The sequence below is a fragment of the Microbispora sp. CL1-1 genome (genome assembly GCF_012034195.1).
GTDB lineage: Bacteria > Actinomycetota > Actinomycetes > Streptosporangiales > Streptosporangiaceae > Microbispora.
Genome location: NZ_JAATEK010000001.1, coordinates 133,089 through 159,920, shown reverse-complemented (window position 1 = coordinate 159,920; position 26,832 = coordinate 133,089). Strand labels below are relative to the sequence as shown.

The window sequence follows — 26,832 nt, the reverse complement described above, 5'->3', positions numbered from 1 at the left end:
TGCGCGGGACGCGTCAACCGCGGCCGAGACGGCGCAGCAGCAGGATCGAGGGCACCGGCCGGGCACCCATGCGGCGCACCGACTCGGCCACCTCCCGGTCGGAGGAGACGACCGCGATGGCCCGCCCCGGCGGCTCCGCCCGCACCAGCGTGCGGATGAGGTCGTCGGCGATCTCCCCGGGCGCGCTGAACATCACCCGCACCCCGCGCGGCGCGGACACCTGGACGGGCCCGTTCAGCTCGGCGCCGTCGAACACGCACGTCACCTCCGCCCGCGTCTGCACGGCGAGCCCGCCGAGCCCGGTCAGCAGCCGGGCTCGCTGGTCGGCGAGGGTCAGCGACGGATAACCGGTCTTGGTCACGTTGTAACCGTCGACGATCAGATGCAGGTGAGGGATGGCCAGGAGCTGGTCGAGAAGCTGCGGGTCGTCGTTGGCCAGCGCCCGCGCGGGCACGGCCGTCACGCCCGGCTCGCCGGGCACCACCGCGTTCACGTAGTCGGCCGGCCTGCTGATCGTCGTGGGCAGGCCGAGCTCCTTGCGCAGCCCGGAGGCGGCGTCCTGGAGCGCGTCAAGCAGCACCCGCACCCGGGCGTCCTCGATGCTGCGGCCCTCGCGGGCGGCCCTGCGGCTGGCCTCGAGCTGGCGCTCGGCGTCCGCCAGGCGCTCCTTGAGCCGGCGCAGCTCGGTCTCGGCCGCGCCGTTGGCGCTGGCAGCCCTGGCACGCGCCTCGGCCGTCTCGGCCTCCAGCTCGGCCGCCCTGGTCTCGGCGGCCTTGACCCGCTCGCGGGCGTCGTGCAGCTTGCGCCGCAGGTCGGAGTTCTCCACGCGGGCGGCCTTGAGCTGCTCGCGCACCCGGTCGATCTCCTCCTTGGCGGAGGCACGCTGCGCCGCGAGCTGCTCGCGCAGCCGCGTCTCCGCCTGCTCCCGCTGGGTGCCCGCGGCGGCGGCCTGCTCAAGGTCGGTCCGCGCCTGCTCGACCAGGTCCGGCCAGCCGGGCGGGCGGGTCAGGTAGGCCGCCGCCGCGACCAGCACCGGCTCGGCCGCCGGGGGCACCGTGCCCTCGGCCAGGCTCCCCACCAGCTCGGGCCAGGCGGTCTCCACCGCCTCGGCCACCCGCTCGCGGAACTCCTTGTCGTTTTCCAGCTGGGCCGCGATCGGCGCGCTGCCAAGACGGGCGCGCTTGCGCGGGTCGAACCTGGCGATGTTGCGCAACGGCGGCGGCACGGCCGCGGCGGGCATCGAGCCCAGCACCTGCGCGGCGACCTCCACCACGTGTAAACGGACCTGCTCGGGCAACGGACGAGACAGGCCTTCTCCGGCTGAACTCATCTCGTCGCTCCTCGGCCGTGTCCTACAGATCTTCTGCCCACTGGGGTCGCCCCGGCGGCGCCTCGCGGTGCTGTCGCCCCCGAATGCGAGAACGTCCCGATATCCGGCGTCCCCGAGGCGTGAGCCTCACGGCGCGCCCACCGGACCGCCCTCCCACGGCAAGATCTGCGAGACACTCCCATGTTCCTGTCTTCTTTTAAGGGTACGGCCGTCACACCGTGACCATGTCGCGTTCATGATCTGTCACGACGTCCGCCGGGGCCGGGACCCGGCGACGCACAACCCCTTCGCGGACGGCCCGATTCCCGTCCGTACGCTTTCGGCGGTGTTCACACGCTTCGCCGGGGCCTGGAGCGACGAGCTGGTCTACGCGATGCCGGCCCGCGAATGGCGCGCCGCAGCGGCCTGGGCGCAGCCGCCCGCCTGACCGTCGCTTGACCTCCGCATGGGGTGGGTGCGGCAATTGTCGGTCGGGACTTCTATGGTCTTGGGCGTGGATGCGGTACAGGGCACGCTGGACGAGCTCGGCACTCCCCTGCGGGAGGTCACGTTCGTCGTCTTCGACCTGGAGACCACCGGCGGGTCGTCCGCGGAGCACGCCATCACGGAGATCGGCGCGGTGAAGGTGCGCGGCGGCGAGGTGATCGGCGAGTTCGCCACGCTGGTCGACCCCGGTGGCCCGATCCCGCCGTTCATCTCCGTGCTGACCGGCATCACCGACGCGATGGTCGTGGCCGCGCCGAAGTTCTCCGAGGTGCTGCCGAGCTTCCTGGAGTTCATCGCGGGCGTCGCGCTGGTGGCGCACAACGCGCCGTTCGACATGTCGTTCCTGAAGGCGGCGTGCCAGGTCAACGGCTACCCGCCCCCGGCCAACCCGGTGGTGGACACCGCCGACCTCGCGCGCCGCGTGCTGACCCGCGACGAGACGCCCAACTGCAAGCTGGCCACCCTCGCGCGGGTCTTCCGCAGCTCCACCGAGCCCTGCCACCGGGCGCTGGCCGACGCGAAGGCCACGGTCGACGTGCTGCACGGCCTCATCGCCCGGGTCGGGTCGCTCGGCGTGCACACGCTGGAAGACCTGCGCGGCTTCGTGCGCGCTCCCACGCCGGAGCAGCAGCGCAAACGCCACCTCGCCGACGGGGTGCCCGGCGCGCCCGGCGTCTACATCTTCGAAGACGCCAAGGGCGAGGCGCTCTACATCGGGAAGAGCTCCAACCTGCGCAACCGCGTGCGCAGCTACTTCACCGCGAGCGAGACCCGCTCCCGCATCCGCGAGATGGTCGGCATCGCCGAGCGGGTCAGGACGATCGTCTGCGCCACCGCGCTGGAGGCCGAGATCCGCGAGCTGCGGATGATCGGGGCCACCAAGCCGCGCTACAACAGGCGGTCCCGCTTCCCCGAGCGGGTGGTCTGGCTCAAGCTGACCGACGAGGCGTTCCCGCGGCTCAGCGTCGTGCGCGAGGTGAAGGACGACGGCGCGACCTATCTCGGCCCGTTCGGCAGCAGCCGCACCGCCGACGACGCGCGGACCGCCATGCACGAGGCGCTGCCGCTGCGCCAGTGCACCGAACGGCTGTCGCCCCGCGTGCGCCGCCCCGCCTGCGCGCTCGCCGAGATCGGCCGCTGCGGCGCGCCCTGCGAGGGCCGCGAGAGCGAGGAGAGCTACGCCCGCCACGTCCGCCGCGCCCGGCACGCGATGGAGCTCGACGCGGAGGCGGTCTTCTCGGCGATGGAGGCGCGCATGAGCCGCCTGTCGGCCGAGCAGCGCTATGAGGAGGCGGCCGTCGACCGGGACCGCCTCGCGGCCTACGTCAGGACCGCCGCGCGCATGCAGCGCCTGCGGTCCCTGACCGGCATCCCGCAGATGGTCGCGGCCAGCCCCGCCTTCGACGGCGGCTGGGACATCCACGTCATCCGGCACGGCAGGCTCGCCGCGGCCGGCGTGATGCCCAGGGGCGCCCACCCCACGCCGTACGTGGACGCGCTGGTCGCCACGGCGGAGACCGTCGTCCCCGGTCCCGGGCCCACCCCGGCCGCCAGCGCCGAGGAGACCGAGTGCGTGCTGCGCTGGCTCGACTCCCCCGGCGTGCGCCTCGTCCAGGTCGACGGCACCTGGAGCCTCCCCGCGTACGGCGCCGGGCGCCTGGTCGAGCGCATCGAGCGCGCCTACCGGCACCAGCGCGGCGACCGCCGTGAGGGACGGCCCCTGCGGTGAGGCCGCGGGGGTGGCACTAAGGTCGGGGGCGACAGACCCGAGCCGCGAGACAGCAGGAGAGACGCGCATGGTCACCGCGATCGTCCACATCAAGGCGGACGTCGACAGGATCCCCGAGGTCGCCCAGGCCATCGCCGAGATCGAGGGCGTCAGCGAGGTGTATTCGATCACCGGCGAGTTCGACCTGCTGGCCATGGTCAGGGTCGGCCGATACGACGAGGTGGCCGAGGTCGTGCCCGGCCGCGTCAACAAGGTGCCGGGCGTGCGGCACACCGAGACGCACATCGCCTTCCGCACCTACTCCCGTCACGACCTGGAGGCGGCCTTCTCCATCGGCCTCGCCGACGCCGACTGAGACCCCGCCCGGCGGCGCGGCGGTTCAGGCCGGACCCGGCACGTCCCCGTCACGGCGGACGGCCGGGCCCTCCCGCGGTGGAGGCGATCCCGATCGGGAGCGCGATCAGCCCTTTCCGCCGAGCGCGCTGCTGATCTCGATCCAGCGCTCCAGGGTCTGCGCGGCCCTGCCCGAGTCGACCGCCTCGGCCGCGCGGGCGTACGCCGCGCGCAGGTCGCCGGTCAGGTCGTCGCCCGGGCCGTCGTAGGCGACCAGGCCGGCCGCCGCGTTCAGCAGCACCGCGTCGCGCACCGGCCCCGTCTTGCCGCGCAGCAGGTCGCGCACCGCCGCCGCGTTGAACTCGACGTCGCCGCCGCGCAGGTCGCCCGGCTGGGAACGGGGGATGCCGAGGTCGGCCGGGTCGATCGTCGTCTGGGTCGCGGTGCCGTCGCGGACGACGAAGACAGTCGACGGGGCCGCGGTGGACAGCTCGTCGAGGCCGTCGTCGCCCCGGAAGACCAGCGCCGACACGCCGCGCTCGGCGAAGACCCCGGCCATGACCGGCAGCATGCGCGCGTCGAACACGCCGATCGCCTGGGCGGCGGGGCGCGCGGGGTTGGCCAGCGGCCCGAGGAAGTTGAACACCGTCGGCACGCCGATCTCCTTGCGCGGCGGGCCGGTGAAGCGCAGCGCCGGGTGGTAGACGGGCGCGAAGCAGAAGGCGATGCCGGCCTCCACGGCGACCCTGGCGGTGGTCTCCGGCGACAGGTCGAGGGCGACGCCCAGGTGTTCGAGCACGTCGGCCGCGCCGCACAGCGAGGAGGCCGCCCGGTTGCCGTGCTTGACGACCCGGGCCCCGGCCGCCGCCGCGACGATGGCGGCCATGGTCGAGACGTTGACGGTGTGCGCCCGGTCGCCGCCGGTGCCGACGATGTCGACCACCCGCCCTTCGACCGTGAGCGGGGTCGCGCGCTCGAACATGGTGCGGACGAGGCCCGTCACCTCGGCGACGGTCTCGCCCTTGGCCCGCAGGGCGACGGCGAAGGCGGCGATCTGCGCCGGGGTGGCCGACCCCGACATGATCTCCCCCATTACCCAGGCCGTCTCGTCGGCCGTGAGGTTCTCGCCCGCCAGCAGGGCGTTCAGCGTGGAGGGCCAGGTGGTGCGCGTGTCCATGGTGGGCTCCGCGGATTCGATGTGGAGTCGGGTCGGCGTGTCGGCTGTGCGGCGCGGCCGGAAGGCCGGGACGCGGGGCCGGGCGCGACCGCGCCCGGCGTCCAGGGTCAGGGTGTGCCCGGCGCCGGCGCCCCCGCTTGCGGGCCCGCCTGACGACGCGCCGGGGCTCCCGCGCCTTCGTTGGAGCGCCCGGTTCGGTGTGCCCCGCCCGGCGCGCCCGATTCGGCACGTCCGGCTGAGGGCACCCCTTCACGGGCGCGGCTCGGGGCGCGCGGCTCAGTGCGCCTTGGTGAGGCTGAGACGGCGCCGCATGAGGTCGGCCACGGCCTCGGCCAGGACGACGGGGTCGATGGGCTGCGCGACGACGGCGTCGGCGCGGGACCAGTTGGCCAGCCAGCGATCGTCCCTGCGGGCGATCAGCAGCAGGATCGGGGGGCAGTTGTGCACCTCGTCCTTGGCCTGCCGGCTGACCCCCATCCCGCCGGCCGGCTGCGCCTCGCCGTCAAGGATGGCGACGTCGATGTCGCCGGAGTCGAGGTGCTTGATCACGGCCGGCTGGGTCGCGCACTCGACGATCTCGACGAGGGGCACGTCCGCGGCGGGGCGCCGCCCGATGGCCAGCCGCACCTTCTCCCGGGTGCTTGCGTCGTCGCTGTAGACGAGAACCCTCATTTCACGCTCACTGTCGAATCGCGGGGTATGGTCATCGTGATGCTACCGGCGCGGCTGCAGGGCTCGCAGCCCCGGGGCGATTGCGATGACATGCCCGTTTCGTAGGCGCAGATGGACCCTAGCGGGGGGTCGTGGGGCGACCCGACCTGGGGAGCCGCAATAATGCTGGGCGTGGCGACAGCATCCGCAATTACTACGACGACGAGACCGCACGGGTCCAGCCGGCCGAACCTGGTTCAGGTCGGCACCATCGTGTGGTTGTCCTCTGAGCTCATGTTCTTCGCGGCGCTGTTCGCGATGTACTTCACCATCCGGTCGGTCAGCCTGGGGCAGGGCACTCACTGGCCCGAGGCGGACCTCAACGTCCCGTTCGCGACCTTCAACACGACCGTCCTGGTTCTGTCGAGCGTCACGTGCCAGCTGGGCGTGTGGGCCGTCGAGAAAGGCCAGGTCAAGAAGCTGCGATTCTGGTATGTCGTAAGCTTCCTGATGGGTGCGTTCTTCGTGGGCGGACAGCTCTGGGAGTACGGAAACCTGGCGAAGGAGGGTCACATCCTCTCGCACTCTCCGTACGACTCGGTGTTCTACCTGACCACGGGCTTCCATGGCTTGCACGTGACGGGTGGTCTGATCGCGTTCCTCTTCATCCTGGGACGCACGTACGCCGCGAAGCGCTTGACGTATGAGCAGCAGACCAGCGCGATCGTCGTGTCCTACTACTGGCACTTCGTCGACGTGGTCTGGATCGGCCTTTTCGCGACCATCTACATCATCAAATGATCGGAACGGGGATTTCGGTGAATTCCATCACCGCCCGACGGCGCCATCCCCTCGCGCGAGTCGCCGTCGTGGCGCTCGCGCTGGGCCTGCTCGGCGGCGGCTATGCGCTCGCGGCGCCGAACGGCAGCACCGCGGACGCCGCGATCGCGTCCGGCAAGGCCGACGACGTGGCGCAGGGCAAGAGCCTCTTCGTGGCGCACTGTGCGAGCTGCCACGGCATGAACGCCGAAGGCACCAAGAAGGCTCCGACGCTCATCGGCGTCGGAGCCGCCGCTGTGAACTTCCAGGTGAGCAGCGGCCGCATGCCGGCCGCCGACGCGGGTCCCCAGGCTCCGCGCAAGCCGCGCGCCGAGTGGGCGACCGACCAGGCCGTCGACCAGCTCGCGGCGTACGTCCAGTCGCTGGGCGGCGGCCCGACGGTGCCCAGCGCCGAGCAGGTCGACCCGGCCAAGGGCGACCCGGCCAAGGGCGGCGAGCTCTTCCGCGCCAACTGCATCCAGTGCCACAACTTCGTGGGCGCCGGCGGCGCGCTGACCTACGGCAAGTACGCGCCGCCGCTGAACCCGGCGACGCCGACGCAGATCTACGAGGCGATGGCCACCGGCCCGCAGGCGATGCCGGTGTTCAACGACTCGACGATCACGCCGGAGCAGAAGCGTGACATGATCGCGTACATCACCCACGTGCGGTCGCAGGTCGACCCGGGCGGTTCGGGTCTGGGCCGTATCGGTCCCGTCACCGAGGGCCTTGTAGCGTGGGTCGTGGGTCTCAGCCTCCTGATCCTGGCCTCCATCTGGATCACAGCGAAGAAGCGACGGGCGGCATGACAGAGCAGAACGAGTTCCCCGAGAGCGGCCGGGTGCCGACGCGCGTCCTCGGCACTCCGCCCGCGGACGCGCCGATCGTCGACACCGACCCGGTCCACGCGCCCGAGGGCGTTCCCGGCGTGATCCCGCAGGACCCGGTCAAGGCCCGCAAGGCCGAGCGCCTCGTCGCTCTGCTGTTCCTGGTCACCTTCCTGGCCGGGGCCGGCTTCATCGCCTCGTACGTGATCTTCCAGGTCGGCACGATCGACAGGACGGCCACGTCGAACCTCGCGCTCGGCGGCACCCTGGCCCTGGCCCTGCTCTCGCTGGCCGCGGGGCTCACGGTCTGGGTCCGGCGGATCATGCCGAAGTACAACCTCGTCCAGGAGCGCCACGAGATGCGCTCCGACGACGACACGCGTGAGTACGTCCAGGAGACCTTCCTCCAGGGCGCCGACGAGAGCGGTTTCGTCAAGCACAGGCTGCTGCGCCGCACGCTGCTGCTGGCCGCCGCTCCGCTGGGCCTGGCGCCGCTGGTGCTGCTGAAGGACCTCGGCCCGCTGCCGGGGACCTCGCTCAGGCACACCGTCTGGGGCGAGCCCACCAAGGACGGCAAGCCGCGCCGCCTCGTGGTCGAGGGCTCCGGCCAGCCGATCCGCGCGGCCGACTTCAACTCGCCCGGCGGCATCCTCTCCGTGGTCCCCGAGGGCTACGAGGAGGACCTGAACGCCCTGGCCAAGGCGACGCTGATCCTGCTCAAGTTCCGTCCGGAGGAGCTCAAGTCCGGCACGAACCTGAACTGGACGCACGACGGCATCGTCGCCTACTCCAAGATCTGCACCCACGTGGGCTGTCCGGCGGCGCTCTACGAGCAGACGACGCACCACATCCTGTGCCCGTGCCACCAGTCGACCTTCGACGCGGCGGACGGCGCGAAGGTCGTCTTCGGGCCCGCCGCGCGGCCACTGCCGCAGCTCCCCATCGGAATCGACGAGGAGGGCTACCTCGTCGCGAAGTCCGACTTCGACGTCCCGGTCGGTCCCAGCTTCTGGGAGCGCGGCGACGCCGAAGCCGAAGTTAGGGAGAAAGCATCATGAACGCTCCCCCGAAGGCCATCACAGGCGTCTCGACGTTCGTCGACGACCGCATCGGCGCGGGGAACTTCCTCAAGCGCAACCTGAGGAAGATCTTCCCCGACCACTGGTCGTTCCTCCTGGGGGAGATCGCTCTCTACTCGTTCATCATCCTGCTGCTGACCGGTACGTTCCTGACGTTCTGGTTCAAGCCGGGTATGGCCGAGACGACATACACGGGCAACTACGCCCCGCTGTACGGCGTGAAGATGTCGGAGGCCTACGCCTCGGCGCTGCACATCAGCTTCGACATCCGCGGTGGTCTGCTCATGCGGCAGATCCACCACTGGGCGGCGCTGCTGTTCGTGGCCGGCATGACGGTGCACATGCTCCGTGTCTTCTTCACCGGCGCGTACCGCAAGCCGCGCGAGCTCAACTGGATCATCGGCATCCTGCTGCTCTCGCTGGCGCTCCTTGAGGGCCTCACCGGCTACTCCCTCCCCGACGACCTGCTCTCCGGCGCCGGTCTGCGGATCACCGAGGGCGTCATGCTGGCGATCCCGATCGTGGGCACCTACCTCCAGTTCTTCCTGTTCGGCGGCGAGTATCCGGGCCACGACGTCATCTCGCGGTTCTACTCGATCCACATCCTGCTGATCCCGGGCATCCTGCTCGCGCTCGTCACGGCCCACATGATCCTGATGTGGGTGCAGAAGCACACGCAGATGCCGGGCAAGGGCAGGACCGAGAAGAACGTGGTGGGCGCCCCGTTCTACCCGGCCTTCATGATCAAGGCGGGCGCGTTCTTCCTGTTCACGTTCGGCGTCATCGCGCTGCTCGGCACCTTCGCCCAGATCAACCCGATCTGGCTGTTCGGGCCGTACACGCCGGCGGACATCTCGGCCGGTTCCCAGCCCGACTGGTACATGGGCTTCCTGGAGGGCGCGCTGCGTCTCATGCCGGCCTGGGAGATCAACTTCCTCGGCCACACGGTGACGTTCAGCGTGCTGATCCCGGCGCTGGTGCCGCTGGGCATCGTCATGACGGGCCTGGCGCTCTATCCGTTCCTGGAGCAGTGGGTCACGGGCGACCGCCGCGAGCACCACGTCGCCGACCGGCCGCGCAACAACCCGCACCGTACGGCCATCGGCATCTCGGGCATGACCTTCTACGGCATCCTGTGGCTGCTGGGCGCCAACGACGAGATCTCGGCGAACTTCCACATCAGCCTGTACACGACGACCTGGTTCGGGCGGGTCGCGATCTTCGTCGGCCCGGCGATCGCGTACTGGATCACCTACCGGATGTGCATCGGCCTCCAGCGCAAGGACGCCGAGGTGCTGTCCCACGGCGTGGAGTCCGGCGTCATCAAGCGGATGCCGAACGGCCAGTACATCGAGATCCACACGCCGCCGGCGGAGGACATCGCCGAGCACATCCGCGGCAAGAAGGAGATCCCGGTGCTCGAAAGCGCCGAGGACGGCGAGGGCATCCCGCCCAAGAGCGCCCGCAGCGCCCTCGGCCGGCTCCGGGCCAAGCTGAGCGAGGCGTACGGCACCGACCACGTGCCGCTGACCGACGGCCACCACGAGGAGGGCCACGAGGGGGAGCACGCGGGCGTCGGCGCAGGCGACCGCAAGGAGCTCCACTGACGGGCACCTGACCTACCGGCACGAAGCGGCCCGGCTGGGGGAACCACTCCCCCGCCGGGCCGTTGCGTTTCTGTGTTTCCCGCGTCGCTCATCGGGGTGCTCGGACCCGCCGGTCGTGCCGGAGGCGCGCGATGAGTCGTGCCGGAGGCGCGCGATGAGTCGTGCCGGAGACGCGCGATGAACACAACCCTCGTCACGCTCTGGTCGCTCCGCTCCCGCGCGCTCCTCACTCCAGACTCCGGCGCGCCCCCTCCGGCTCGCTCGGTGTTTCCGCGTTTCGCCGATCACGGTCAGGACGAGGACCTGCGCGCCGCAGCCCTCGGTGATCAGCCGGGTGGCCTCGATCCCGTGCGCCTGCCCTTCGGCACGATCGGGCTCGGCGCGGACCCCATGGCCCCCGGGTTCGGCGCCCGGATCTTCGCCGCGGGCGACGGTGGTCACAGCGACTATCTGGACGACGGATCGCCCGCTCTGGCGAGCATCGCCCGGATCCTGCCGGGGCATGCTCCCACCGGGGTGAGCCATGCTCCGTGACCTCGTCCAGCGCGTCGAGGCGGCGACACCCGGCGGGCGCGACCGGGCCGTCGACGCGCTGCGCGCCGTCGCCATCGCCGGTGTGGTGGCGGGCCACTGGCTGGTGACCGCCCCCGTCGCCGACAGCGGCATGCTGCGCGTCACCAGCCCGTTGAAGTACATGCCGCGGCTCGCGCCCGCTTCCTGGCTGTTCCAGACCATGGCCGTGTTCTTCTTCGTGGGCGGGCGGGTGGCCGTCGAGAGCCACGGCCGCGCGCGGGCCAGGGGCGAGGGCCACGGGCCGGTGGGCCGCCGCCCGGATGGGCCGGCTGTTCCGCCCTGCGGTGCCCCTGGTGGGCGTGTGGAGCGCGGCGGCGGTCGCGATGCTCGCGTGGGGGGCCGATCCGGGCACCGTCCACGCGCTGGTCAAGCTGGTGTGGTCGCCGATGTGGTTCCTGCTGGTCTTCGCCGCGCTGACGGCGGCGACCCCGCTCGCCGCCCGGCTGCACCCGGTGTGGCCGCTCGCGGCCGTCGCCCTGGCCGACCTCGTCAGGTTCGGCCTGGACGGGCCGTCCTGGACGCACGGAGTGGGCTGGACCAACGTGGCGACCGGCTGGCTGGTGCCGTACTGTCTGGGCATCCTGTGGGCGCGCGGGCGGCTGGACGGCCGCCTGACAGGGTGGGCGCTGCTGCTGGGCGGGGCCGCCGCCACCGCCGTTATCCGAGACGGGCCGCCCGTACGGCGGTGAGCTCACAGGCTCTCGGAGGGAGCGGCACGCAGGCTGCTCCGCTTGAGCCACTGCGGCCAGGAGTCCTGCCAGTAGCTCCAGCCGTTGGTGGCCTCCAGCCTGCGCGGCGTCCCGGTGACGATGATCGGGTCGCCGATCAGGGTGTTGTTCTTGAACCACTTGGCGTTCTCCGGGCTGACGTTCACGCAGCCGTGGCTGACGTTGGAGTTGCCCTGGTCGCCCACGGACCACGGAGCGCCGTGGACGTACTCGCCGGTGTTGGAGATGCGGACGCTGTTGTACACCGTCGTCTGGTAGTAGCCGGCCTGCCCGGGGCCCGCGTCCGGCGACGTCATGACCGTGACGTCCTCCCTGGACATCGCCACGTGGATGCCGCTGGTGGTGTGGTGGCGGAGCACGTCGCCCATGCCCGCGCTGATCGGCATGTTCTTGATCTGCTTGCCGTCCCGCTCGATCTTCATGTGGTGCGTCTGGGTGTTGGCGACGCTGATCTGCGAGCGGCCGATCTCGAAGTTCCTGACGTAGTCCTGCTTGCCGTACATGCCCTCGCCGCCCCTGACGCCGGCCAGGCGCGCGGTGACGCGGACCTTCGTGTACGTCGGCCAGTATTTCTCCGGGCGGAAGACCACGTTCTTGTCGTCGAGCCAGTGCCAGGCGCCCTCGATGGGCTTGGACGCCTGCACAATCAGGTTGCGCTCGACGGACACGCGGTCGGTGACCGGCTTGTCGAAGGTGATGATGATCGGCATGCCGACGCCGACCTTCAGGCCGGTGTCCTCCTTGTTGGGCAGCAGGGTGGAGATGCCGAAGATCTTGGCGGCCTGCTTCGTGGTGAAGCGGACGGTCCTGGTCGTCGAGCCGCCGGGCCCCGCCGCCGTCGCCTCGACGCTGTAGGACGTCCCCGGGGCCATGGAGCGCTCGCTGCGCCACTGGGTGCGGTCGGGGCTGAACACGCCCGCGACGGGCTTTCCCCCGGCCTGTACGGCCACGTGGGTGAGCGTGCCGCTCGCCGCACCGATGAGGATCGGCAGCTCGGGCGGCAGGCCCGCGGCGCCGTCGAGCGGGCTGATGCTGATCGCCGTCCGTGGGCCTTGGTCTTCATCCCGTCCGCTCGACGTGGAACATCCGGCAACCATCACGAGAAGGGCCAGCGCCCCCGCCCCAGCACGCACGTCCATCCCCCTAGCGTCGCTTTCCGGGGGTTATTCCCTGATGACGTACCGTTCGGGCAGTCCGGGGACCGCATGGCGGCAAAGAACACGACGGCCGGCCGGCGAGATCGCCGACCGGCCGTCAGAGGCCCTCCACCCGCTCAGTGCGAGAAGTTGCCCCGGTAGTACTGGAACACGAATCCGATCATGCTCATGACGGTGCAGAACAGGCCGATGAAGAACAGCCACCAGCCGACCGCGAAGCCGAAGAACGTCAGCGCGGCCGACAGGCAGACGAACAACGGCCACCAGCTGTGCGGGCTGTAGAAGCCGATCTCGCCCGCGCCGTCGCTGATCTCGGCCTCCTTGTTGTCCTCCGGCTGGTCGCCGATGCGGCGCGCCGTGAACAGCAGGTAGTAGCCGATCATGAGAGCCAGGCCGACGGAGATCGCCATGGCGGTGGTGCCGGTCGGCTCCTTGGACCAGAACCAGTAGACCACGTCCGCGGCGGCGAAGAAGACGCCGCAGAGCAGGAACATCCACCCCTGGATCTTCATCGGGACTCCTCCACCAGCTCAGGCTTGGCGGTGATGTGCGGGTACTTGAGGTCGAACGCCGGGCGCTCGGACCGGATCCGAGGCAGCGACGTGAAGTTGTGCCGCGGCGGCGGGCAGGAGGTCGCCCATTCGAGCGAGCCGCCGAAGCCCCACGGGTCGTCCACCGTGACCTTGGGCGCCTTACGCCACGTCACCCACACGTTGTAGAAGAACGGCAGGGTGGACAGGCCGAGCAGGAGCGCGCCGGCCGAGGAGACCATGTTCAGGTCGGTGAAGCCGTCGGTCGCCGAGTAGTCGGCGTAGCGCCGGGGGAAACCGATGACGCCCAGCCAGTGCTGCACCAGGAAGGTCAGGTGGAAGCCGAAGAACAGCAGCCAGAAGTGGAGCTTGCCGATCTTGTCGCTCAGCATCTTGCCGGTGAACTTGGGCCACCAGAAGTAGAAGCCCGCGAACATCGCGAACACCACGGTGCCGAAGACCACGTAGTGGAAGTGGGCCACGACGAAGTAGGTGTCGCTGATGTGGAAGTCCAGCGGGGGCGACGCCAGGATGACGCCGGTCAGACCGCCGAACAGGAAGGTCACCAGGAAGCCGACCGCGAACAGCATCGGCGCCTCGAACGACAGGTGTCCCCGCCACATGGTGCCGATCCAGTTGAAGAACTTCACACCGGTCGGCACGGCGATGAGGAACGTCATGAACGAGAAGAACGGCAGCAGCACCTGCCCGGTCACGAACATGTGGTGCGCCCACACGGTGACCGACAGGCCCGCGATGGCGATGGTCGCGCCGACCAGGCCGATGTAGCCGAAGATCGGCTTGCGGCTGAAGACCGGGAGGATCTCGGTGATGATGCCGAAGAACGGCAGCGCGATGATGTAGACCTCGGGGTGACCGAAGAACCAGAACAGGTGCTGCCACAGCATCGCCCCGCCCGTGGGCGAGTCGAAGATGTGCGCGCCCAGCTTGCGGTCGGCCTCGAGAGCGAGCAGCGCGGCCGCCAGGACCGGGAAGGCCAGCAGCACCAGGATGCTGGTCAGCAGGATGTTCCAGGTGAAGATCGGCATCCGGAACATCGTCATGCCGGGGGCCCGCATGGTCAGGATCGTGGTGATGAAGTTCACCGCGCCGAGGATCGTGCCCAGACCGGACATCGCCAGGCCCAGCACCCACATGTCGCTGCCGAGGCCCGGCGAGGTCACCGCGTTCGACAGCGGCGCGTACGCGGTCCAGCCGAACGACGCGGACCCGTTCGGGGTGAAGAAGCCGCCGACGGCGATCAGACTGCCGAACAGGTAGAGCCAGTAGCTCACCATGTTCAGCCGGGGGAACGCCACGTCGGGCGCGCCGATCTGCAGCGGCATCAGCTCGTTGGCGAAGCCGGCGAACAGCGGCGTCGCGAACATGAGCAGCATGATCGTGCCGTGCATCGTGAACAGCTGGTTGAACTGCTCGTTGGACACGAACTGCAGCCCCGGCTGCGCGAGCTCGGCCCGCATCACCAGCGCCATGAGGCCGCCGATGAGGAAGAACACGAACGACGTGATCAGGTAGAGGTGCCCGATCACCTTGTGGTCGGTCGAGGACAGCCACTTGGCGATGACCGTGCCCTTGCGGTACGGCCGCGCGGCGAGGCCGACCGGTTGCTGGATGGCGGTCACTGCGCACTCCCCGCCTGGCTCTTGATGTACTGGTCGAACTCGGCCTGCGGGACGAGCTTCACGGAGAACAGCATCCTGCTGTGGTCGGTGCCGCAGAGCTCGGCGCATCGGCCGACGAAGACGCCCGTCTTGTCGAGCGTCGTGATCTGGAACTTGTTGTGCACGTTGCCCGGGAAGACGTCCTGCTTGAACAGGAACGCCGGCACCCAGAACGAGTGGATGACGTCGGGCGAGTGCAGGTCGAACTGGACCTGGGTGTTGACCGGCAGCACGAGCTGCGGACCCTGCGGGTTCTCCGGGCTCTGCTTGCTGAGGTCGACCGGCACGCCCGCGACCACGGCCTTCTGGCCCTGGTATTCGGTCGTGAAGCGCCAGCTCCACTGGTAGCCCTCGACGGCCACCTTGACCGGGGCGTCGTTGCTGATCCGCGTGATCTCGGTCTCGTCACGTGCCGTGAAGTAGAAGAAGACCGCGACCATGATGACCGGGACCACCGTGTAGAGGATCTCGATCGGCAGGTTGTAGCGCACCTGCGGAGGCAGCTGATCGGGGCTGTTCTTCTTCTTGCGATGGAAGATGCACGCCCACAGGATCAGTCCCCAGACGACCACACCGGTGGCGAGAGCCGCGATCCAGCTCCCGTTCCAGAGCGTCTGGACGATGCCGGCCTGCTTGGTGACACCTTCCGGCATGCCCCCACGGGACCACTGATCGATCGCCTGGTTGCTACACGCCGTCCCGGACGCCACCAGCAGCGCCAGGGCGGCGGCTCCGGGCAACCGGCGGCGTGCCCACGGTCGCCGTGTCGTACGGCGGGTCGGACTCACGGATCGCCTACCCCACAGATGAAGCCCAAGAGTTCCTCTCCTGGGCGATTTTTCCAATTGACCATTGGGTGAGACCTGCGCCAACCTTGCGGCCGGTCTGCCCTTTACTTGGTTGAGTTCACGCTGGGGGACACATTAGCGCGGACCGGCGCCGCCCCTCTGAGCAGCCCCCGTTAATGTCCTAACTGTGGCCTACCTGGACGCGGCTTCGACCGAACCTCTCCATCCCGCGGCCCGTGACGCCCTGCTGGCGGCGATCGACGCCGGTTGGGCCGATCCCGCCCGCCTGTACGGCACGGCACGCCGGGCCCAGATGTTACTGGAGCGCGCGCGGGCAGAGGTAGCCGAACTGATCGGCGCCCGGCCCGACGAGGTGTCGTTCACCGCCTCGGGGACGCAGGCGGTGCACCTGGGCGTGCTCGGCACGCTGGCCGGCCGCCGCCGGGCCGGGAACCGCCTCGTGGCGGGCGCCGTCGAGCACTCCAGCGTCCTGCACGCGGGCGCCCTCCACGAGCGCGACGGCGGCGAGGTGGAGATCGTCGGCGTGAGCCGTACGGGCCGGGTGGACGCGGACGCGTTCGCCGAGGCCGTCGCGCGGCCCGGCACGGCCCTGGCGTGCCTGCAGACGGCCAACCACGAGGTGGGCACCCTCCAGCCGGTCGAGGAGGCGGCGCGGGCCTGCCGGGAGGCGGGCGTGCCGCTGCTGGTCGACGCCGCGCAGTCGGCGGGCCGCCTGCCGGTCCCGGAGGGCTGGTCGGTCCTGACCGCGAGCGCGCACAAGTGGGGCGGCCCGGCCGGGGTGGGCGTGCTGGCGGTGCGCAAGGGCGTGCGCTGGCGCTCGCCCTTGCCCGAGGACGAACGCGAACGGCGGCGCGTGCCCGGGTTCGAGAACGTGCCCGCGATCGTGGCCGCCGCCGCGGCGCTGCGCGCCCGGGCCGAGGAGGCGGAGGCCGAGGGCCGACGGCTGTCCGCCCTGGTCGACAGGATCCGCGCCGAGGTGCCCCGGCTGGTGCCCGACGTGGAGGTCGTCGGCGACCCCGTCCTGCGGCTGCCGCACATCGTCACCTTCTCCTGCCTGTACGTCGAGGGCGAGGCGCTGCTCACCGAGCTCGACAAGGCCGGTTTCGCCGTCTCGTCCGGGAGCTCCTGCACGGCGAGTACGCTTCGTCCATCGCATGTTCTGGAGGCGATGGGCGTGCTTACGCATGGGAATGTGCGGGTATCGCTGCCCCGTGGCGCGTCCGAGGACGACGTCGATCGTTTCCTCGCGGTGCTTCCGGACATCGTGCGGCGGATCCGGTCGAGCTTGGGGGTGCACTGATGTGGCGCAGACGGACGGGCGGCGCCCGGCGGTCTCCTGAGGCGGCTGCGGCCGAGCCCGCCCCGCCGGTCCAGCCGGCGGAGCCGCCCGCGCTGACGATCGACGCGCTGGGCCGCAAGTGCCCGATCCCGATCATCATGCTGGCCGAGCGCATCAACCAGGTGGCGACGGGCGGCGTGGTCGCCGTGCTGGCCGACGACCCCGCCGCGTTCACCGACGTCCCGGCCTGGTGCCGGTTGAAGTCACACGAGCACGTGGGGAGCTACGAGCTGCCGCAGGGCGGCTGGTCCATCCACGTGCGCCGCAACTACTGAGCGCCCGCCGTCAGGCGTAGTGGCAGCGGGCGTGCTGCCCCACCTCTCCGGCCGCGTCGGCGCCGTACGCCGCGGCGAAGCGCTCCAGGAAGACGCGCTGGCTCAGCTCGTACTCCTGGCAGCCGACCTGCTCCAGCACGTGGGTGGCGGTGAGGTTGCCGATCTGGCCGCAGCGCTCCAGCGACAGCCCCCAGGCGAGGCCCGCGAGGAACCCGGCGCGGAAGGCGTCGCCGACGCCGGTCGGGTCGGCCTTGCCCAGCTCGGGAGCCGGCGAGATGTGCAGCGACGGCTCGCCCTTCCGGTCGATCCTGGCGCCCTTCGGCCCGAGGGTGGTCACCCGGACGCCGACCCGGTCGAGGATCTCCTCGCCCGACCAGCCGGTCTTCTGCTCGATCAGCCCGAGCTCGTAGTCGTTGCTGAACAGGTACGCCGCGCCCTCCACGAGCTGGCGGATCTCCTCGCCCGGCATGCGGGCGAGCTGCTGCGACGGGTCGGCGGCGAACGGGATGCCCCGCTGCCGCGCCTCGTCGGTGTGCCGCAGCATCGCCGCCGGGTCGTTGGGGCTGATCAGGACGAGGTCGAGCCCGCCGAGACGGTCGGCGATCGGGCCCAGCTCGATCTCCCGCGCCTCGGCCATCGCGCCGGTGTAGAACGAGGCGATCTGGTTGTGGTCCTCGTCGGTGGTGCACAGGAAGCGCGCCGTGTGGTGCAGCTCGGAGACGTGCACCGATTCGCAGTCGACGCCGTGGCGCTCCAGCCAGGAGCGGTAGTCGGCGAAGTCGGTGCCCACGGCGCCGACGAGGACCGGGGTGAGCCCGAGGCAGCCCATGCCGAACGCGATGTTGGCCGCGCATCCGCCACGGCGGATCTGCAGTTCGTCGACGAGGAACGACAACGACACCCGGTCGAGCTGCTCGGCGATGAGCTGGTCGCCGAAGCGGCCGGGGAACGTCATCAGATGGTCGGTGGCGATTGAGCCGGTGACGGCGATGCGCACGGGGTCATTCTCCTCGTTGTCAGCATCAGGGAGACAAGGGCGGGGACGTTGATCCCGCCGAACCTTCTGAGCGTACCGTCTCCGGCATGACGACGCCCCGTACGGAAGCGATCCGTACGGGGCGTTCGACCCACCCTTGAGCGCGGCGCGACCCGGCGCGCGCCGGGCACGCGCTCGCTGTCAGTTGAACGAGTCGCCGCAGGCGCACGACCCCGTCGCGTTGGGGTTGTCGATCGTGAAGCCCTGCTTCTCGATCGTGTCGACGAAGTCGACCGTGGCCCCGATGAGGTACGGCGCGCTCATCCGGTCGGTGACGACGTTCACGCCGCCGAAGGTGGAGACCACGTCGCCGTCCATCGACCGGTCGTCGAAGAAGAGCTGGTAACGCAGGCCGGAACAGCCACCCGGCTGGACGGCCACCCGGAGCTGCAGCCCTTCCTCGCCCTGCTGCTCGAGCAGGCTCTTGACCTTGGCCGCGGCCGCGTCAGTCAGGATCAGGCCCTGCTGCGTGGTCTCGCTGCTCTCAACCGTCATGTGCTGACTCCCGCGTCTGCGCCAACCGCCCTTCGGGGCGGTTCGATTGGTTCTGACGTCCTACTAGACGCTACCAACACCCGTGCAGCCCTACACATTCCAGATGCCCCACAGGCGACCGCGCGACGAACCAGGCGACGTGATGTGTAATGATTAGTCGTCAGTTAGACGATAAGTCCCCGAGGGGGTGTGGTCGTGACGATCACCGAGACCGGCCTTCCGCTCTTCATCCTCGGCCGGGGCACCGACCCGCACAGCGAACGCGGCGTCGACTGCCCGGGCGAGCTGCCTCCAGCGTCCGATCCGACCCTCGTGGAGCGCGCCCGCGTCGCCAAGGAACGGCTCGGCGACCGGTTGTTCGTGCTCGGTCACCACTACCAGCGTGACGAGGTCATCCAGTTCGCCGACGTGACCGGCGACTCGTTCAAGCTCGCCCGCGAGGCCGCCGCCCGCCCCGAGGCGGAGTACATCGTGTTCTGCGGTGTCCACTTCATGGCCGAGTCGGCCGACATCCTGACCAGTGACACCCAGAAGGTGGTGCTCCCCGACCTGGCCGCCGGCTGCTCGATGGCCGACATGGCGACCTTCACCCAGGTCGAGGACTGCTGGGACGCCCTGGAGGACGCCGGCATCGCCGACCAGGTGGTGCCGATCACGTACATGAACTCCAGCGCCGACATCAAGGCGTTCTGCGGACGGCACGGCGGCGCCGTGTGCACCTCCTCGAACGCCAGGCGAGCCCTCGACTGGGCCTTCGAGCAGGGCGAGAAGGTGCTGTTCCTGCCCGACCAGCACCTGGGCCGCAACACGGCCGTGCTGGAGATGGGGCTGTCGCTGGACGACTGCGTGGTCTACAACCCGCACCGCCCGAACGGCGGCCTCACCCGGGAGCAGCTGGAGAACGCGAAGATGATCCTGTGGAAGGGCCACTGCTCGGTCCACGGGCGCTTCTCCGCCGCATGCGTGGACGAGGTGCGCGAGCGCATCCCCGGGGTGAACGTGCTCGTGCACCCCGAGTGCCGCCACGAGGTCGTGACCAAGGCCGACTACGTCGGTTCGACCGAATACATCATCCGCAAGCTGGAGGAGGCCCCGGCCGGGTCCTCGTGGGCCGTCGGCACGGAGCTGAACCTGGTGCGCCGGCTGGCGAACCGGTTCCCCGACAAGACCATCACGTTCCTCGACCGGACCGTGTGCTATTGCTCCACCATGAACCGCATCGACCTGCCGCACCTGGTCTGGGCGCTGGAGTCGCTGGCCGACGGCGAGGTGGTCAACCAGATCACCGTCGACGAGGACACCACCCACTGGGCCAAGGTCGCCCTCGACCGCATGCTGGCCCTGCCGTAACCGTCGTAACAGCGGCCCCGTGACGCAGGGCGCCCCCGGATCTCCCGGGGGCGCCCTGCGTTTTCGCGCTTCTCCATGTTGTCCGGGACATCCGGGGTGTCCGGGGTGTCGGGGGGTTGTCCCGGCGTTCCACGGCCCCTGCCGCGGATCCGGTCCGTGCGGATCCCGGCCTCAGATCTTGGCGCGCTCGCGCCACCAGTCCAGCAGGGCCGTGTCGCCCTCGACCGCGCCGGGCTCGCGCCGTCCCCACAAGGTCAGCATCAGGTCGCCGGTCGTCTCCGCGCGCACGGTGACATTCGCGCTGACATTCGCGGTGACATCCGCGGTGACCGCATCCGGCACGCCGAGCCGCTCGTACGCGAACCCCTGGGGCATGAGCCGTACGAGCCAGGCCCCGCCCGTCTCCGCCCGCCAGGAGATCGTCTCACCGTCGCCCTTCAGCTCGGCGATATGGGAGCGCCACCGGGCGTGCGGAAGCGTGTCGAAGAACTCCGCGACCCCGTCGGCCGCGACGTCCTCGTCCACCTCCGGGGTGATCCCGAGGGCGATCTCGGCGTCGGCGCGGTGGACGACGGTCTCGTGGAGCTGGCGGCGCGACCAGAACCGGGCGGTGCGGTTCGGCGTCCAGTTCCACACCTCGGTCTCCGGGTCGCGGCTCTTCAGCGCCTCGGTGAGCCGTACGGCTCCCGCCTCCAGCCAGTCGGCGTGGCCGGCGAAGTCCTCGGGGAAGCCGTGGTCCATCGCCGCGCGGTCGTACCGGCGGACGGCGGCGTCGCGCACCATCGCGGCGGCCCACCGGTGGATGGCCCCCGTGTGCTCGACCAGCTCTCTGAGGTCCCATCCCGGGCAGGTCGGCACGGGTGTCGTCCCGTCCCGTCCCCGTACGGCCTCGGCCATCCGGCCGATCTCCGCGGCGGCGGCCTCGGTGTGCCGCAGGTGGGTCCACTCGGTCATGGGGGCTCCCAAGGAGTCAGAGGCCCGGGGCGCCCCAGACGGGAAACCAGCTCGCGAGTTCGGGTTCGATCGGGAGCTCGCGGTCCAGGACGCCGCGCACCTGCAGTTCCAGCGCGTTGTCGCGGCGCGGTTCGCCCATGGGGGCGAAGGGGTAGAACGTGCCGCGCTTGTAGAGATACACGATCGCCAGCTTCCGGTGGGAGGGGTCGGCGAAGGTGACGAGCGAGCACAGCAGCGAAGGGCCGAACCCGGCCGACTCCAGGGACGAGTTGGCGGCATGCAGGTCGGTCACGAGCCCGGCCACGTCGGGGTTGCGCACCTGCAGCCAGGTGTAGCCGTAGGAGTCCCGGGAGACCTCGACCCTGCCCATCAGGGCCTCGATGTCCTGTTCGAGCCGGGCGAAGGCGCCGCCCTCGGCGGCGCGGAAGCACACCGACCCGGTGCCCGCGGGGGCGAAGCCGGTGGCGGCCTGCAGCGTCACGGCGGCCGACGGCAGGGCGAACAGTGCGTCCAGGTCGGGCCTGGCGGGCTTGGAGCGGCCGAGCAGCGAGTCGAACCAGCCCATCAGCGTCCCCTCATCAGCGGCCCAGCGCGGCGGCGATCCTGGCGAGCTGGTCCAGCCGGCGCTCCAGCGGGGGGTGGGTCGACAGCAGCGAGGCGATGCTCTGGCCGGAAACGGCGGGCGCGAAGAAGAAGGCGTTGAACGGCTGCGCCTCGCGCAGGTCCCTGGTCGGGATCCTGCCGATCTCGCCGCTGATCTTGACCAAAGCGCTGGCCAGGGCGCTCGGCTGCTGCGTCAGCAGCGCGCCCGCGCGGTCGGCGGCCAGCTCGCGGTAACGCGACAGCGCCCGCGTCAGCAGGAAGCTGACGGCGTAGACCAGGCCCGAGACCGCGAAGATGATCAGCCCGATCGGGGGCCCGTTGTCGTTCCGCCGGCCGCCCAGACCGGTGTAGAGCGCGAAGCGCGTCATCAGACCGGCCACGACCCCCAGGAACGAGGCGATCGTCATCACCGCCACGTCGCGGTGGGCCACGTGCGACATCTCGTGGGCCAGCACGCCTTCGAGCTCCCGCGTGTCGAGCCTGCGCAGGATGCCGGTGGTCACGCAGACCACCGAGTTCTTCTGGTTGCGTCCGGTGGCGAACGCGTTGGGGAGATCCGAGTCGGCGATCGCCACGCGGGGCTTCGGCATCCCCGCCATCGCGCTCAGCCGGTCGATGATGCCGTGCAACTCGGGAGCCTCCTGCGGGGAGACCTCCCGCCCGTGCATCGCGAACAGCGCGATCTTGTCGGACAGGAAGTACTGCGCCAGCAGGAGGCCCCCGGCGATCACGAGCACGGTGACCGCACGTACGCCCACCGCGACCAGGACGGCCACGAACGCGACGTAGAGCAGGCCGAGCAGGAACATCGTCACGGTCATCCGGACGGTGAGGCCGCGATCTGGGGCGAAGCGCGTGGAGGCCATCAGCCAGGGATGAGCCCGGTGTCCCCGAGCATCTCCCGCACTTCCTCGATCGAGGCGTCGGCCGGCGGCAGGATCAGCTCGGACGGCTCCAGCGAGTCGTCCGGCAGGGCCTTGCCGACATGCCGCACCTTGTCGAGGAGCGCGTGCAGCTTGGTGCGGAACTCGGTCTCGTCGCCCGACTCGATCGCGGCTTCCAGCTCGCTGTCGAGCTCGTTGAGGACGTCGATGTCGGCGGCGCCGATCTCGACCTGTCCCTCGCCCATGATTCTGACGATCACAGTCCCTCCCCCGGCTGGCGCAGCTGCTGCGTGTGCTGCTGCTGGGTGGACGGGGCGGCCTGGCCCTGCTGGCCCGGCTGCCCCTGCTCGATCGCGCTCCTGGGCGCCGGGCCCTGGCCGAGCTCGGCCTTCATCCTGGCGAGCTCCAGCTCGATGTCCGAACCGGCGCCCATGCGGTCGAGCTCCGCCTGGATGTCGTCGCGCTGCCCGGTGAAGTCGTCGAGAGCGCCGCTGGCGAGCAGCTCGTCGATCGCGCCCGCGCGCGCCTGCATCTGCGCGGTCTTGTCCTCGGCCCGCTGGATGGCCAGACCGACGTCGCCCATCTCCTCCGAGATGCCGGAGAACGCCTCGTTGATCCGCGTCTGGGCCTCGGCCGCCGTGTAGGTGGCCTTGATGGTCTCCTTCTTCGTGCGGAAGGAGTCGACCTTGGCCTGGAGCCGCTGGCTGGCGAGGGTGAGCTTCTCCTCCTCGCCCTGGAGGTTGCTGTACTGGATGCGCAGGTCGGCGATCTGGGCGTTGAGACCGTTGCGGCGGGTCAGCGCCTCGCGGGCCAGATCCTCACGCCCGGCCGACAGGGCCTGCCTGCTCTGGTTCTCCAGCTTCGCGGCCTGCCCTTCGAGCTGGTTGATCTGCAGCTCCACCCGTTTGCGGCTGGTGGCCACGTCGGCCACGCCCCGGCGGACCTTCTGCAGCAGCTCAAGCTGGCGCTGATAGGAATAGTCCAGCGTCTCCCGCGGATCCTCCATCTTGTCCAGGGCCTTGTTGGCCTTGGACTTGAAGATCATGGAAAGTCTCTTCATCACGCTCATGCGCGTCGGCCGTCCCCTTCTCCAAGGTTGTGCATGGGTGACCCCAGCCGTCTCAAACCCCTTGTCAGGCGGCGCTGCCGCCTGGGTTCACCCTACGCATAACGCGCGAGGGCGTCACTAAGTTGCACTCCCGGTAGGCTGAGCGACGTGTTCCGACGTCGCACTCAGACCTCTGCGGAGGACTCCCCCGTCCCTGTAGAGGATCCTAAGCCCCACGGCACCCCGGGTAAGGGCCGTCCTACCCCGAAGCGGAGCGAGGCGCAGGGCCGCCGCCGCTCCCCGGTGACCGCTCCGGCCAACCGCAAGGAGGCCTACCGCCTGGCACGCGAGCGCGACAAGGCGCTGCGCGCCAAGCAGCGCGAGGCCATGCTGCGCGGCGACGAGCGCGCGCTCCCGGCACGCGACCGCGGCCCGGTGCGCAAGTTCGCGCGCGACTGGGTGGACTCGCGGCGGCTGCCGGGGCAGTACTTCCTGCCCGTCGTGTTCGTCATCATGCTGCTGTCGATGGTGCCGTTCCCGATCCCGGTGCGTTCGGCCGTCATGCTGCTCTACACGCTGTCCCTGCCGGTCGTGATGGTGCTCGTGCTGGCGAGCTCCTTCTACGTGGCCGGGAGGGTGAAGAAGGAGGCGGCGGCGAAGTTCCCGGGCGAGGACCTCAAGGGCGTGGGCTTCTACGCCGCGATGCGCTCGTCCCAGATGCGCCGCCTGCGCTTCCCGAAGCCGAACGTCCTGCCCGGCGGGCTGCCGGTCGCCGTCAAGAACACGACCGGCACGGCCGGCGCGAAGAAGTGACCCGCACGACCGCCTGAACCACACAGTCGGATTCGGGCCATCGGGTTCGGGCTGTCTTACCCGGGGTGCCCAGGTCGCCCGGGCCTGGGCCGCCCGGGTGATCCGGCCTGCCCAACGCGGGTTGTTCACCCTTCCCGCCCTGTTCGTCCGGGCCGCCTGGGTGTCCGGCCCGGTCAACGCGGCTGTCCGGCCCACTCCCAGTCGAGGACGCCCCCGCGCACCACGGGGGTCCACCCGCCCACCGGGCCGCCCTCCGCGAGGCCGTCCGCCGTGGCCTTGAGCAGCGCGTAGTACGACGGCCACTCGTTCTCGAAGTGGGGCGCATCCCGGTCCGCCGAGCCCACCCCGCCCGTGGCGGAGTCCGTCACGAGATAGTCGCCGTCGTCGGAGTTGCAGGCGAAGGGGATGCCCCCGCCCATCCGGCACGCCTCGGGCCAGGAGGAGACCAGCCCGCGGGCGCCCAAGAGTGCGTAAGAGGGCGAGAACCGGAACCCGGCCGTTCCCCGGGCTCCGTCGTGGCGCAGCAGCGAGGCCCGCAGCGAGTCGGGGATGCGCGTCCCCATCCGCGCCTCGGCCGTCGCCACCAGCCGCCGGGTGGCCGGGCCGTTCAGCGAGGCGTACGTCCTGGGCGCGTGCGCCTTCAGCCACCTCTCTATCCGGCGCCACTGCCGGTTCACCGCGGTCGTCACGCGCCGGGAGACCGGCCGTACGACGGGGGTCGCGGACGCCCTCCGGACCCCGCACTTGGGAGCGGGGGACGGCGCCTGTGACACGGCCTCCGCGCCCACGGGAGCGGTGGACGGCACGACGTTGCCGACCAGGCCGCACGTGTCCGCGAGGCAGGGCTCGGCGTGCTCCTCCACGTATCCCTCCCCCACCGTCTCACCACCGGAAGGCACGTGGTTCCCCGCCATCGTGCAACCGTCCGCGAGGCAGGGGCCGGCGGGGTCTCCCGCGTACGCGGTCGAGCCGGACGACGCCCCGGGCCGCGTGCCGAACACGGCGCTCTCCAGCGCCTGCGACGTGAGCACGAGCAGGCCGAGCGCGACGAGCCCGGCCGTCCAGCGGCGCGCCCTGCGCCCGTGCGGCCCCCGCAGCCGCGCCAGCCCGTCGAGGAGACGCGCGACCGGCGCGCCGGCCTCCGGCCGGTCGTACCTCGCGAGATCCTCGCTCGTGGGCCATCCGAGCACGGGCTCGGAGCCGCGCCCGGCCGGCTCTCCCGTCTCCTGCGGCGAGGCGGCCGGCCGCGCGGCCGGGACCGGGCGAGGAGCGGCCTGTACGGCGATACGGCGGCGGCGGACGGCGACGAACCCTATGGCGACACCGGCGACCAGCGCGACGGCCAGAGCCAGCCGCGCGGGGCGAGAAGCGATCAACCGGCGCACGCCGGGCACCCTACCGCCAACTACCCGGAAGAGTGACTCGGTGTCGTGATCTAAGGTCGGACCATGGAATACCGTCATCTTGGCCGCAGCGGCCTCATGGTCAGCGAGATCAGCTACGGCAACTGGATCACCCACGGGTCGCAGGTGGAGGAGGACGCCGCCGTCGAGTGCGTCCGCGCGGCTCTGGACGAGGGCATCACGACCTACGACACCGCCGACGTCTACGCCGGGACCAGGGCCGAGGAGGTCCTCGGCCGGGCGCTGAAGGGCATCCGCCGCGAGTCGCTGGAGATCTTCACCAAGGTCTACTGGCCGACCGGCGAGGGCAAGAACGACCGTGGCCTGTCCCGCAAGCACATCATGGAGTCGATCAACGGGTCGCTCCGCCGGCTGCAGACCGACTACGTCGACCTCTACCAGGCGCACCGCTTCGACTACGAGACGCCGCTCGAGGAGACCCTGCGGGCCTTCGACGACCTCGTACGCCAGGGCAAGGTGCTCTACGTCGGCGTCAGCGAGTGGACGGCCGACCAGATCGCCCGCGCCTTGAAGATCGCCGACGAGATGGGCTTCGACCGCCTGGTGTCCAACCAGCCGCAATACTCGATGCTCTGGCGGGTCATCGAGGCCGAGGTCGTGCCGCTGTGCGAGAAGGAGGGCCTGGGCCAGATCGTCTGGTCGCCCATCGCCCAGGGCGTGCTGACCGGCAAGTACCTGCCCGGCCAGCCGCCGCCGGCCGGATCCCGCGCCACCGACCCGTCCGGCTCGGGCTTCATCGGCCGGCTGATGGACGACGAGCTGCTGCGCCGGGTGCAGGACCTCAAGCCGATCGCGGCCGACCTGGGGCTCTCGATGGCCCAGCTCGCCGTGGCGTGGGTGCTGCAGAACCCCAACGTGTCGTCGGCCATCATCGGGGCCACCAAGCCCGAGCAGGTGCGCGACAACGTCAAGGCCGCGGGTGTGAAGCTCGACGCCGAGGTGCTCAAGAAGATCGACGACGTGCTCGGCCCGGTCGTGGAGCGCGACCCGGCCAAGACCGTCAGCCCGCCGGCGCGTCCCTGACGCCGTCCGCGGTCATGCCGGATCGGTGAGCCCCGCGGGGGCCTGGCCACGATCGTCGTGGTCCCGGCCCC

The 26,832-nt window shown here is 70.6% G+C and carries 28 protein-coding genes; 13 read left to right on the top strand and 15 right to left on the bottom strand.

Translation table 11 applies throughout. From position 1 onward, the window contains the following. Nucleotides 1–13 precede the first annotated feature (13 nt). Nucleotides 14–1,330, bottom strand: a complete 1,317-nt coding sequence (locus HCK04_RS00745; protein ID WP_142644908.1) for an NYN domain-containing protein — start codon at nt 1,328–1,330, stop codon at nt 14–16. Nucleotides 1,331–1,823: 493 nt separating this feature from the next. Here HCK04_RS00745 and HCK04_RS00740 point away from each other — a divergent pair, with 493 nt between their 5' ends. Continuing rightward, nucleotides 1,824–3,545: a DEDD exonuclease domain-containing protein gene (locus tag HCK04_RS00740; protein WP_142644907.1), complete on the top strand. Its 1,722-nt coding sequence runs from the start codon at nt 1,824–1,826 to the stop codon at nt 3,543–3,545. A 67-nt stretch (nt 3,546–3,612) separates the two neighbouring features. Further along, nucleotides 3,613–3,900, top strand: a complete 288-nt coding sequence (locus tag HCK04_RS00735; protein ID WP_142616764.1) for an Lrp/AsnC ligand binding domain-containing protein — start codon at nt 3,613–3,615, stop codon at nt 3,898–3,900. Between the two features lie 105 nt (nt 3,901–4,005). On the opposite strand, the gene trpD is transcribed toward HCK04_RS00735, so the two are convergent. Both trpD and HCK04_RS00725 read right to left on the bottom strand, forming a co-directional pair. Next, nucleotides 4,006–5,055 (bottom strand): anthranilate phosphoribosyltransferase, encoded by a 1,050-nt coding sequence (gene trpD, locus HCK04_RS00730; protein WP_142644906.1) that lies wholly within the window; start codon nt 5,053–5,055, stop codon nt 4,006–4,008. Nucleotides 5,056–5,331: 276 nt separating this feature from the next. Beyond that, a complete protein-coding gene (locus tag HCK04_RS00725) occupies nt 5,332–5,727 on the bottom strand; it encodes a response regulator transcription factor (RefSeq protein WP_142644905.1) in 396 nt (131 codons plus the stop codon). Nucleotides 5,728–5,889: 162 nt separating this feature from the next. On the opposite strand from HCK04_RS00725, the gene HCK04_RS00720 reads away from it, so the two are divergent. From HCK04_RS00720 to HCK04_RS00695, 6 genes are all read left to right on the top strand, one after another. Beyond that, complete coding sequence (locus tag HCK04_RS00720; RefSeq protein ID WP_142644904.1) at nt 5,890–6,507, top strand: heme-copper oxidase subunit III; 618 nt, start codon at nt 5,890–5,892, stop codon at nt 6,505–6,507. 17 nt (nt 6,508–6,524) lie between these two features. Further along, on the top strand, nt 6,525–7,334 hold the full coding sequence (locus tag HCK04_RS00715) for a c-type cytochrome (protein ID WP_142644903.1): 810 nt from the start codon (nt 6,525–6,527) through the stop codon (nt 7,332–7,334). Further along, a complete protein-coding gene (locus HCK04_RS00710) occupies nt 7,331–8,410 on the top strand; it encodes a Rieske 2Fe-2S domain-containing protein (RefSeq protein WP_142644902.1) in 1,080 nt (359 codons plus the stop codon). Before HCK04_RS00715 ends, HCK04_RS00710 begins: the two co-directional genes overlap by 4 nt. Then, nucleotides 8,407–10,038: a ubiquinol-cytochrome c reductase cytochrome b subunit gene (locus tag HCK04_RS00705; protein WP_142644901.1), complete on the top strand. Its 1,632-nt coding sequence runs from the start codon at nt 8,407–8,409 to the stop codon at nt 10,036–10,038. The genes HCK04_RS00710 and HCK04_RS00705 overlap by 4 nt, the downstream gene beginning before the upstream one ends. A 177-nt stretch (nt 10,039–10,215) precedes the next feature. Beyond that, nucleotides 10,216–10,572, top strand: coding sequence for a hypothetical protein (locus HCK04_RS00700; RefSeq protein ID WP_142644900.1), 357 nt, complete (start codon nt 10,216–10,218; stop codon nt 10,570–10,572). A 299-nt stretch (nt 10,573–10,871) separates the two neighbouring features. Then, entirely contained in the window at nt 10,872–11,300 is a 429-nt protein-coding gene (locus HCK04_RS00695) for a hypothetical protein (RefSeq protein WP_328853988.1), read from the top strand. Nucleotides 11,301–11,302: 2 nt separating this feature from the next. Here HCK04_RS00695 and HCK04_RS00690 read toward each other — a convergent pair whose 3' ends face one another. The 4 genes from HCK04_RS00690 to coxB form a co-directional block, all read right to left on the bottom strand. Continuing rightward, nucleotides 11,303–12,478, bottom strand: coding sequence for an Ig-like domain-containing protein (locus HCK04_RS00690; protein ID WP_168065535.1), 1,176 nt, complete (start codon nt 12,476–12,478; stop codon nt 11,303–11,305). A 134-nt stretch (nt 12,479–12,612) separates the two neighbouring features. Continuing rightward, entirely contained in the window at nt 12,613–13,008 is a 396-nt protein-coding gene (locus HCK04_RS00685) for a cytochrome c oxidase subunit 4 (RefSeq protein ID WP_142644898.1), read from the bottom strand. Further along, complete coding sequence (gene ctaD / locus HCK04_RS00680) at nt 13,005–14,669, bottom strand: cytochrome c oxidase subunit I (RefSeq protein WP_260617001.1); 1,665 nt, start codon at nt 14,667–14,669, stop codon at nt 13,005–13,007. The genes HCK04_RS00685 and ctaD overlap by 4 nt, the downstream gene beginning before the upstream one ends. Next, the gene (gene coxB / locus HCK04_RS00675; protein ID WP_240970787.1) at nt 14,666–15,361 is read right to left on the bottom strand and encodes a cytochrome c oxidase subunit II; all 696 of its coding nucleotides are present in this window, start codon (nt 15,359–15,361) and stop codon (nt 14,666–14,668) included. Before coxB ends, ctaD begins: the two co-directional genes overlap by 4 nt. Nucleotides 15,362–15,683: 322 nt before the next feature. On the opposite strand from coxB, the gene HCK04_RS00670 reads away from it, so the two are divergent. Together HCK04_RS00670 and HCK04_RS00665 are read left to right on the top strand one after the other, a co-directional pair. After that, nucleotides 15,684–16,817 carry a cysteine desulfurase family protein gene (locus HCK04_RS00670; protein WP_142644895.1) on the top strand — a complete coding sequence of 378 codons (1,134 nt, stop codon included), beginning with the start codon at nt 15,684–15,686 and terminating at the stop codon, nt 16,815–16,817. After that, nucleotides 16,817–17,131, top strand: coding sequence for a sulfurtransferase TusA family protein (locus HCK04_RS00665; protein WP_168065533.1), 315 nt, complete (start codon nt 16,817–16,819; stop codon nt 17,129–17,131). Before HCK04_RS00670 ends, HCK04_RS00665 begins: the two co-directional genes overlap by 1 nt. Nucleotides 17,132–17,141: 10 nt before the next feature. Here the strand turns inward: HCK04_RS00665 and HCK04_RS00660 are convergent, their stop codons facing one another. Further along, nucleotides 17,142–18,128: a carbohydrate kinase family protein gene (locus HCK04_RS00660; protein ID WP_142644894.1), complete on the bottom strand. Its 987-nt coding sequence runs from the start codon at nt 18,126–18,128 to the stop codon at nt 17,142–17,144. Nucleotides 18,129–18,308: 180 nt separating this feature from the next. Continuing rightward, nucleotides 18,309–18,662: an iron-sulfur cluster insertion protein ErpA gene (gene erpA / locus HCK04_RS00655; RefSeq protein WP_079313357.1), complete on the bottom strand. Its 354-nt coding sequence runs from the start codon at nt 18,660–18,662 to the stop codon at nt 18,309–18,311. A gap of 195 nt (nt 18,663–18,857) precedes the next feature. Between erpA and nadA the strand changes: the two genes are divergently transcribed. After that, nucleotides 18,858–20,012, top strand: a complete 1,155-nt coding sequence (gene nadA / locus HCK04_RS00650) for a quinolinate synthase NadA (protein ID WP_221889844.1) — start codon at nt 18,858–18,860, stop codon at nt 20,010–20,012. Between the two features lie 171 nt (nt 20,013–20,183). On the opposite strand, the gene HCK04_RS00645 is transcribed toward nadA, so the two are convergent. The 5 genes from HCK04_RS00645 to HCK04_RS00625 are packed head-to-tail and all read right to left on the bottom strand — an operon-like array spanning nt 20,184 to nt 23,522. Further along, a complete protein-coding gene (locus tag HCK04_RS00645; RefSeq protein WP_142644892.1) occupies nt 20,184–20,966 on the bottom strand; it encodes a maleylpyruvate isomerase family mycothiol-dependent enzyme in 783 nt (260 codons plus the stop codon). Nucleotides 20,967–20,982: 16 nt separating this feature from the next. Continuing rightward, entirely contained in the window at nt 20,983–21,531 is a 549-nt protein-coding gene (locus HCK04_RS00640) for a hypothetical protein (protein WP_142644891.1), read from the bottom strand. 13 nt (nt 21,532–21,544) lie between these two features. Then, the gene (htpX, locus tag HCK04_RS00635) at nt 21,545–22,435 is read right to left on the bottom strand and encodes a zinc metalloprotease HtpX (protein ID WP_142644890.1); all 891 of its coding nucleotides are present in this window, start codon (nt 22,433–22,435) and stop codon (nt 21,545–21,547) included. Further along, nucleotides 22,435–22,713 (bottom strand): hypothetical protein, encoded by a 279-nt coding sequence (locus tag HCK04_RS00630; RefSeq protein ID WP_142616785.1) that lies wholly within the window; start codon nt 22,711–22,713, stop codon nt 22,435–22,437. Before HCK04_RS00630 ends, htpX begins: the two co-directional genes overlap by 1 nt. Continuing rightward, nucleotides 22,710–23,522, bottom strand: coding sequence for a PspA/IM30 family protein (locus tag HCK04_RS00625; RefSeq protein WP_142644889.1), 813 nt, complete (start codon nt 23,520–23,522; stop codon nt 22,710–22,712). The genes HCK04_RS00630 and HCK04_RS00625 overlap by 4 nt, the downstream gene beginning before the upstream one ends. 147 nt (nt 23,523–23,669) lie before the next feature. Between HCK04_RS00625 and HCK04_RS00620 the strand changes: the two genes are divergently transcribed. Further along, nucleotides 23,670–24,314 (top strand): DUF3043 domain-containing protein, encoded by a 645-nt coding sequence (locus tag HCK04_RS00620; RefSeq protein ID WP_142644888.1) that lies wholly within the window; start codon nt 23,670–23,672, stop codon nt 24,312–24,314. 173 nt (nt 24,315–24,487) lie between these two features. Here the strand turns inward: HCK04_RS00620 and HCK04_RS00615 are convergent, their stop codons facing one another. Further along, nucleotides 24,488–25,699, bottom strand: coding sequence for a hypothetical protein (locus HCK04_RS00615; protein ID WP_142644887.1), 1,212 nt, complete (start codon nt 25,697–25,699; stop codon nt 24,488–24,490). A 63-nt stretch (nt 25,700–25,762) separates the two neighbouring features. Here HCK04_RS00615 and HCK04_RS00610 point away from each other — a divergent pair, with 63 nt between their 5' ends. After that, on the top strand, nt 25,763–26,761 hold the full coding sequence (locus tag HCK04_RS00610; RefSeq protein WP_142644886.1) for an aldo/keto reductase family protein: 999 nt from the start codon (nt 25,763–25,765) through the stop codon (nt 26,759–26,761). The last annotated feature ends 71 nt before the right edge of the window (nt 26,762–26,832 follow it).

Excerpts from the sequence above, each read along its gene's own strand:
- HCK04_RS00665 (WP_168065533.1), top strand. The coding sequence starts at position 16,817 with ATGTGGCGCAGACGGACGGGCGGCGCCCGGCGGTCTCCTGAGGCGGCT.
- HCK04_RS00725 (WP_142644905.1), bottom strand. The coding sequence starts at position 5,727 with ATGAGGGTTCTCGTCTACAGCGACGACGCAAGCACCCGGGAGAAGGTG.
- HCK04_RS00645 (WP_142644892.1), bottom strand. The coding sequence starts at position 20,966 with ATGACCGAGTGGACCCACCTGCGGCACACCGAGGCCGCCGCCGCGGAG.
- HCK04_RS00625 (WP_142644889.1), bottom strand. The coding sequence starts at position 23,522 with ATGAGCGTGATGAAGAGACTTTCCATGATCTTCAAGTCCAAGGCCAAC.
- HCK04_RS00690 (WP_168065535.1), bottom strand. The coding sequence starts at position 12,478 with ATGGACGTGCGTGCTGGGGCGGGGGCGCTGGCCCTTCTCGTGATGGTT.
- erpA (WP_079313357.1), bottom strand. The coding sequence starts at position 18,662 with ATGACGGTTGAGAGCAGCGAGACCACGCAGCAGGGCCTGATCCTGACT.
- HCK04_RS00640 (WP_142644891.1), bottom strand. The coding sequence starts at position 21,531 with ATGGGCTGGTTCGACTCGCTGCTCGGCCGCTCCAAGCCCGCCAGGCCC.
- trpD (WP_142644906.1), bottom strand. The coding sequence starts at position 5,055 with ATGGACACGCGCACCACCTGGCCCTCCACGCTGAACGCCCTGCTGGCG.
- HCK04_RS00610 (WP_142644886.1), top strand. The coding sequence starts at position 25,763 with ATGGAATACCGTCATCTTGGCCGCAGCGGCCTCATGGTCAGCGAGATC.
- HCK04_RS00685 (WP_142644898.1), bottom strand. The coding sequence starts at position 13,008 with ATGAAGATCCAGGGGTGGATGTTCCTGCTCTGCGGCGTCTTCTTCGCC.
- HCK04_RS00735 (WP_142616764.1), top strand. The coding sequence starts at position 3,613 with ATGGTCACCGCGATCGTCCACATCAAGGCGGACGTCGACAGGATCCCC.
- HCK04_RS00695 (WP_328853988.1), top strand. The coding sequence starts at position 10,872 with ATGGGCCGGCTGTTCCGCCCTGCGGTGCCCCTGGTGGGCGTGTGGAGC.
- HCK04_RS00700 (WP_142644900.1), top strand. The coding sequence starts at position 10,216 with ATGAACACAACCCTCGTCACGCTCTGGTCGCTCCGCTCCCGCGCGCTC.
- HCK04_RS00710 (WP_142644902.1), top strand. The coding sequence starts at position 7,331 with ATGACAGAGCAGAACGAGTTCCCCGAGAGCGGCCGGGTGCCGACGCGC.
- HCK04_RS00705 (WP_142644901.1), top strand. The coding sequence starts at position 8,407 with ATGAACGCTCCCCCGAAGGCCATCACAGGCGTCTCGACGTTCGTCGAC.
- coxB (WP_240970787.1), bottom strand. The coding sequence starts at position 15,361 with ATGCCGGAAGGTGTCACCAAGCAGGCCGGCATCGTCCAGACGCTCTGG.
- HCK04_RS00720 (WP_142644904.1), top strand. The coding sequence starts at position 5,890 with ATGCTGGGCGTGGCGACAGCATCCGCAATTACTACGACGACGAGACCG.
- HCK04_RS00745 (WP_142644908.1), bottom strand. The coding sequence starts at position 1,330 with ATGAGTTCAGCCGGAGAAGGCCTGTCTCGTCCGTTGCCCGAGCAGGTC.
- htpX (WP_142644890.1), bottom strand. The coding sequence starts at position 22,435 with ATGGCCTCCACGCGCTTCGCCCCAGATCGCGGCCTCACCGTCCGGATG.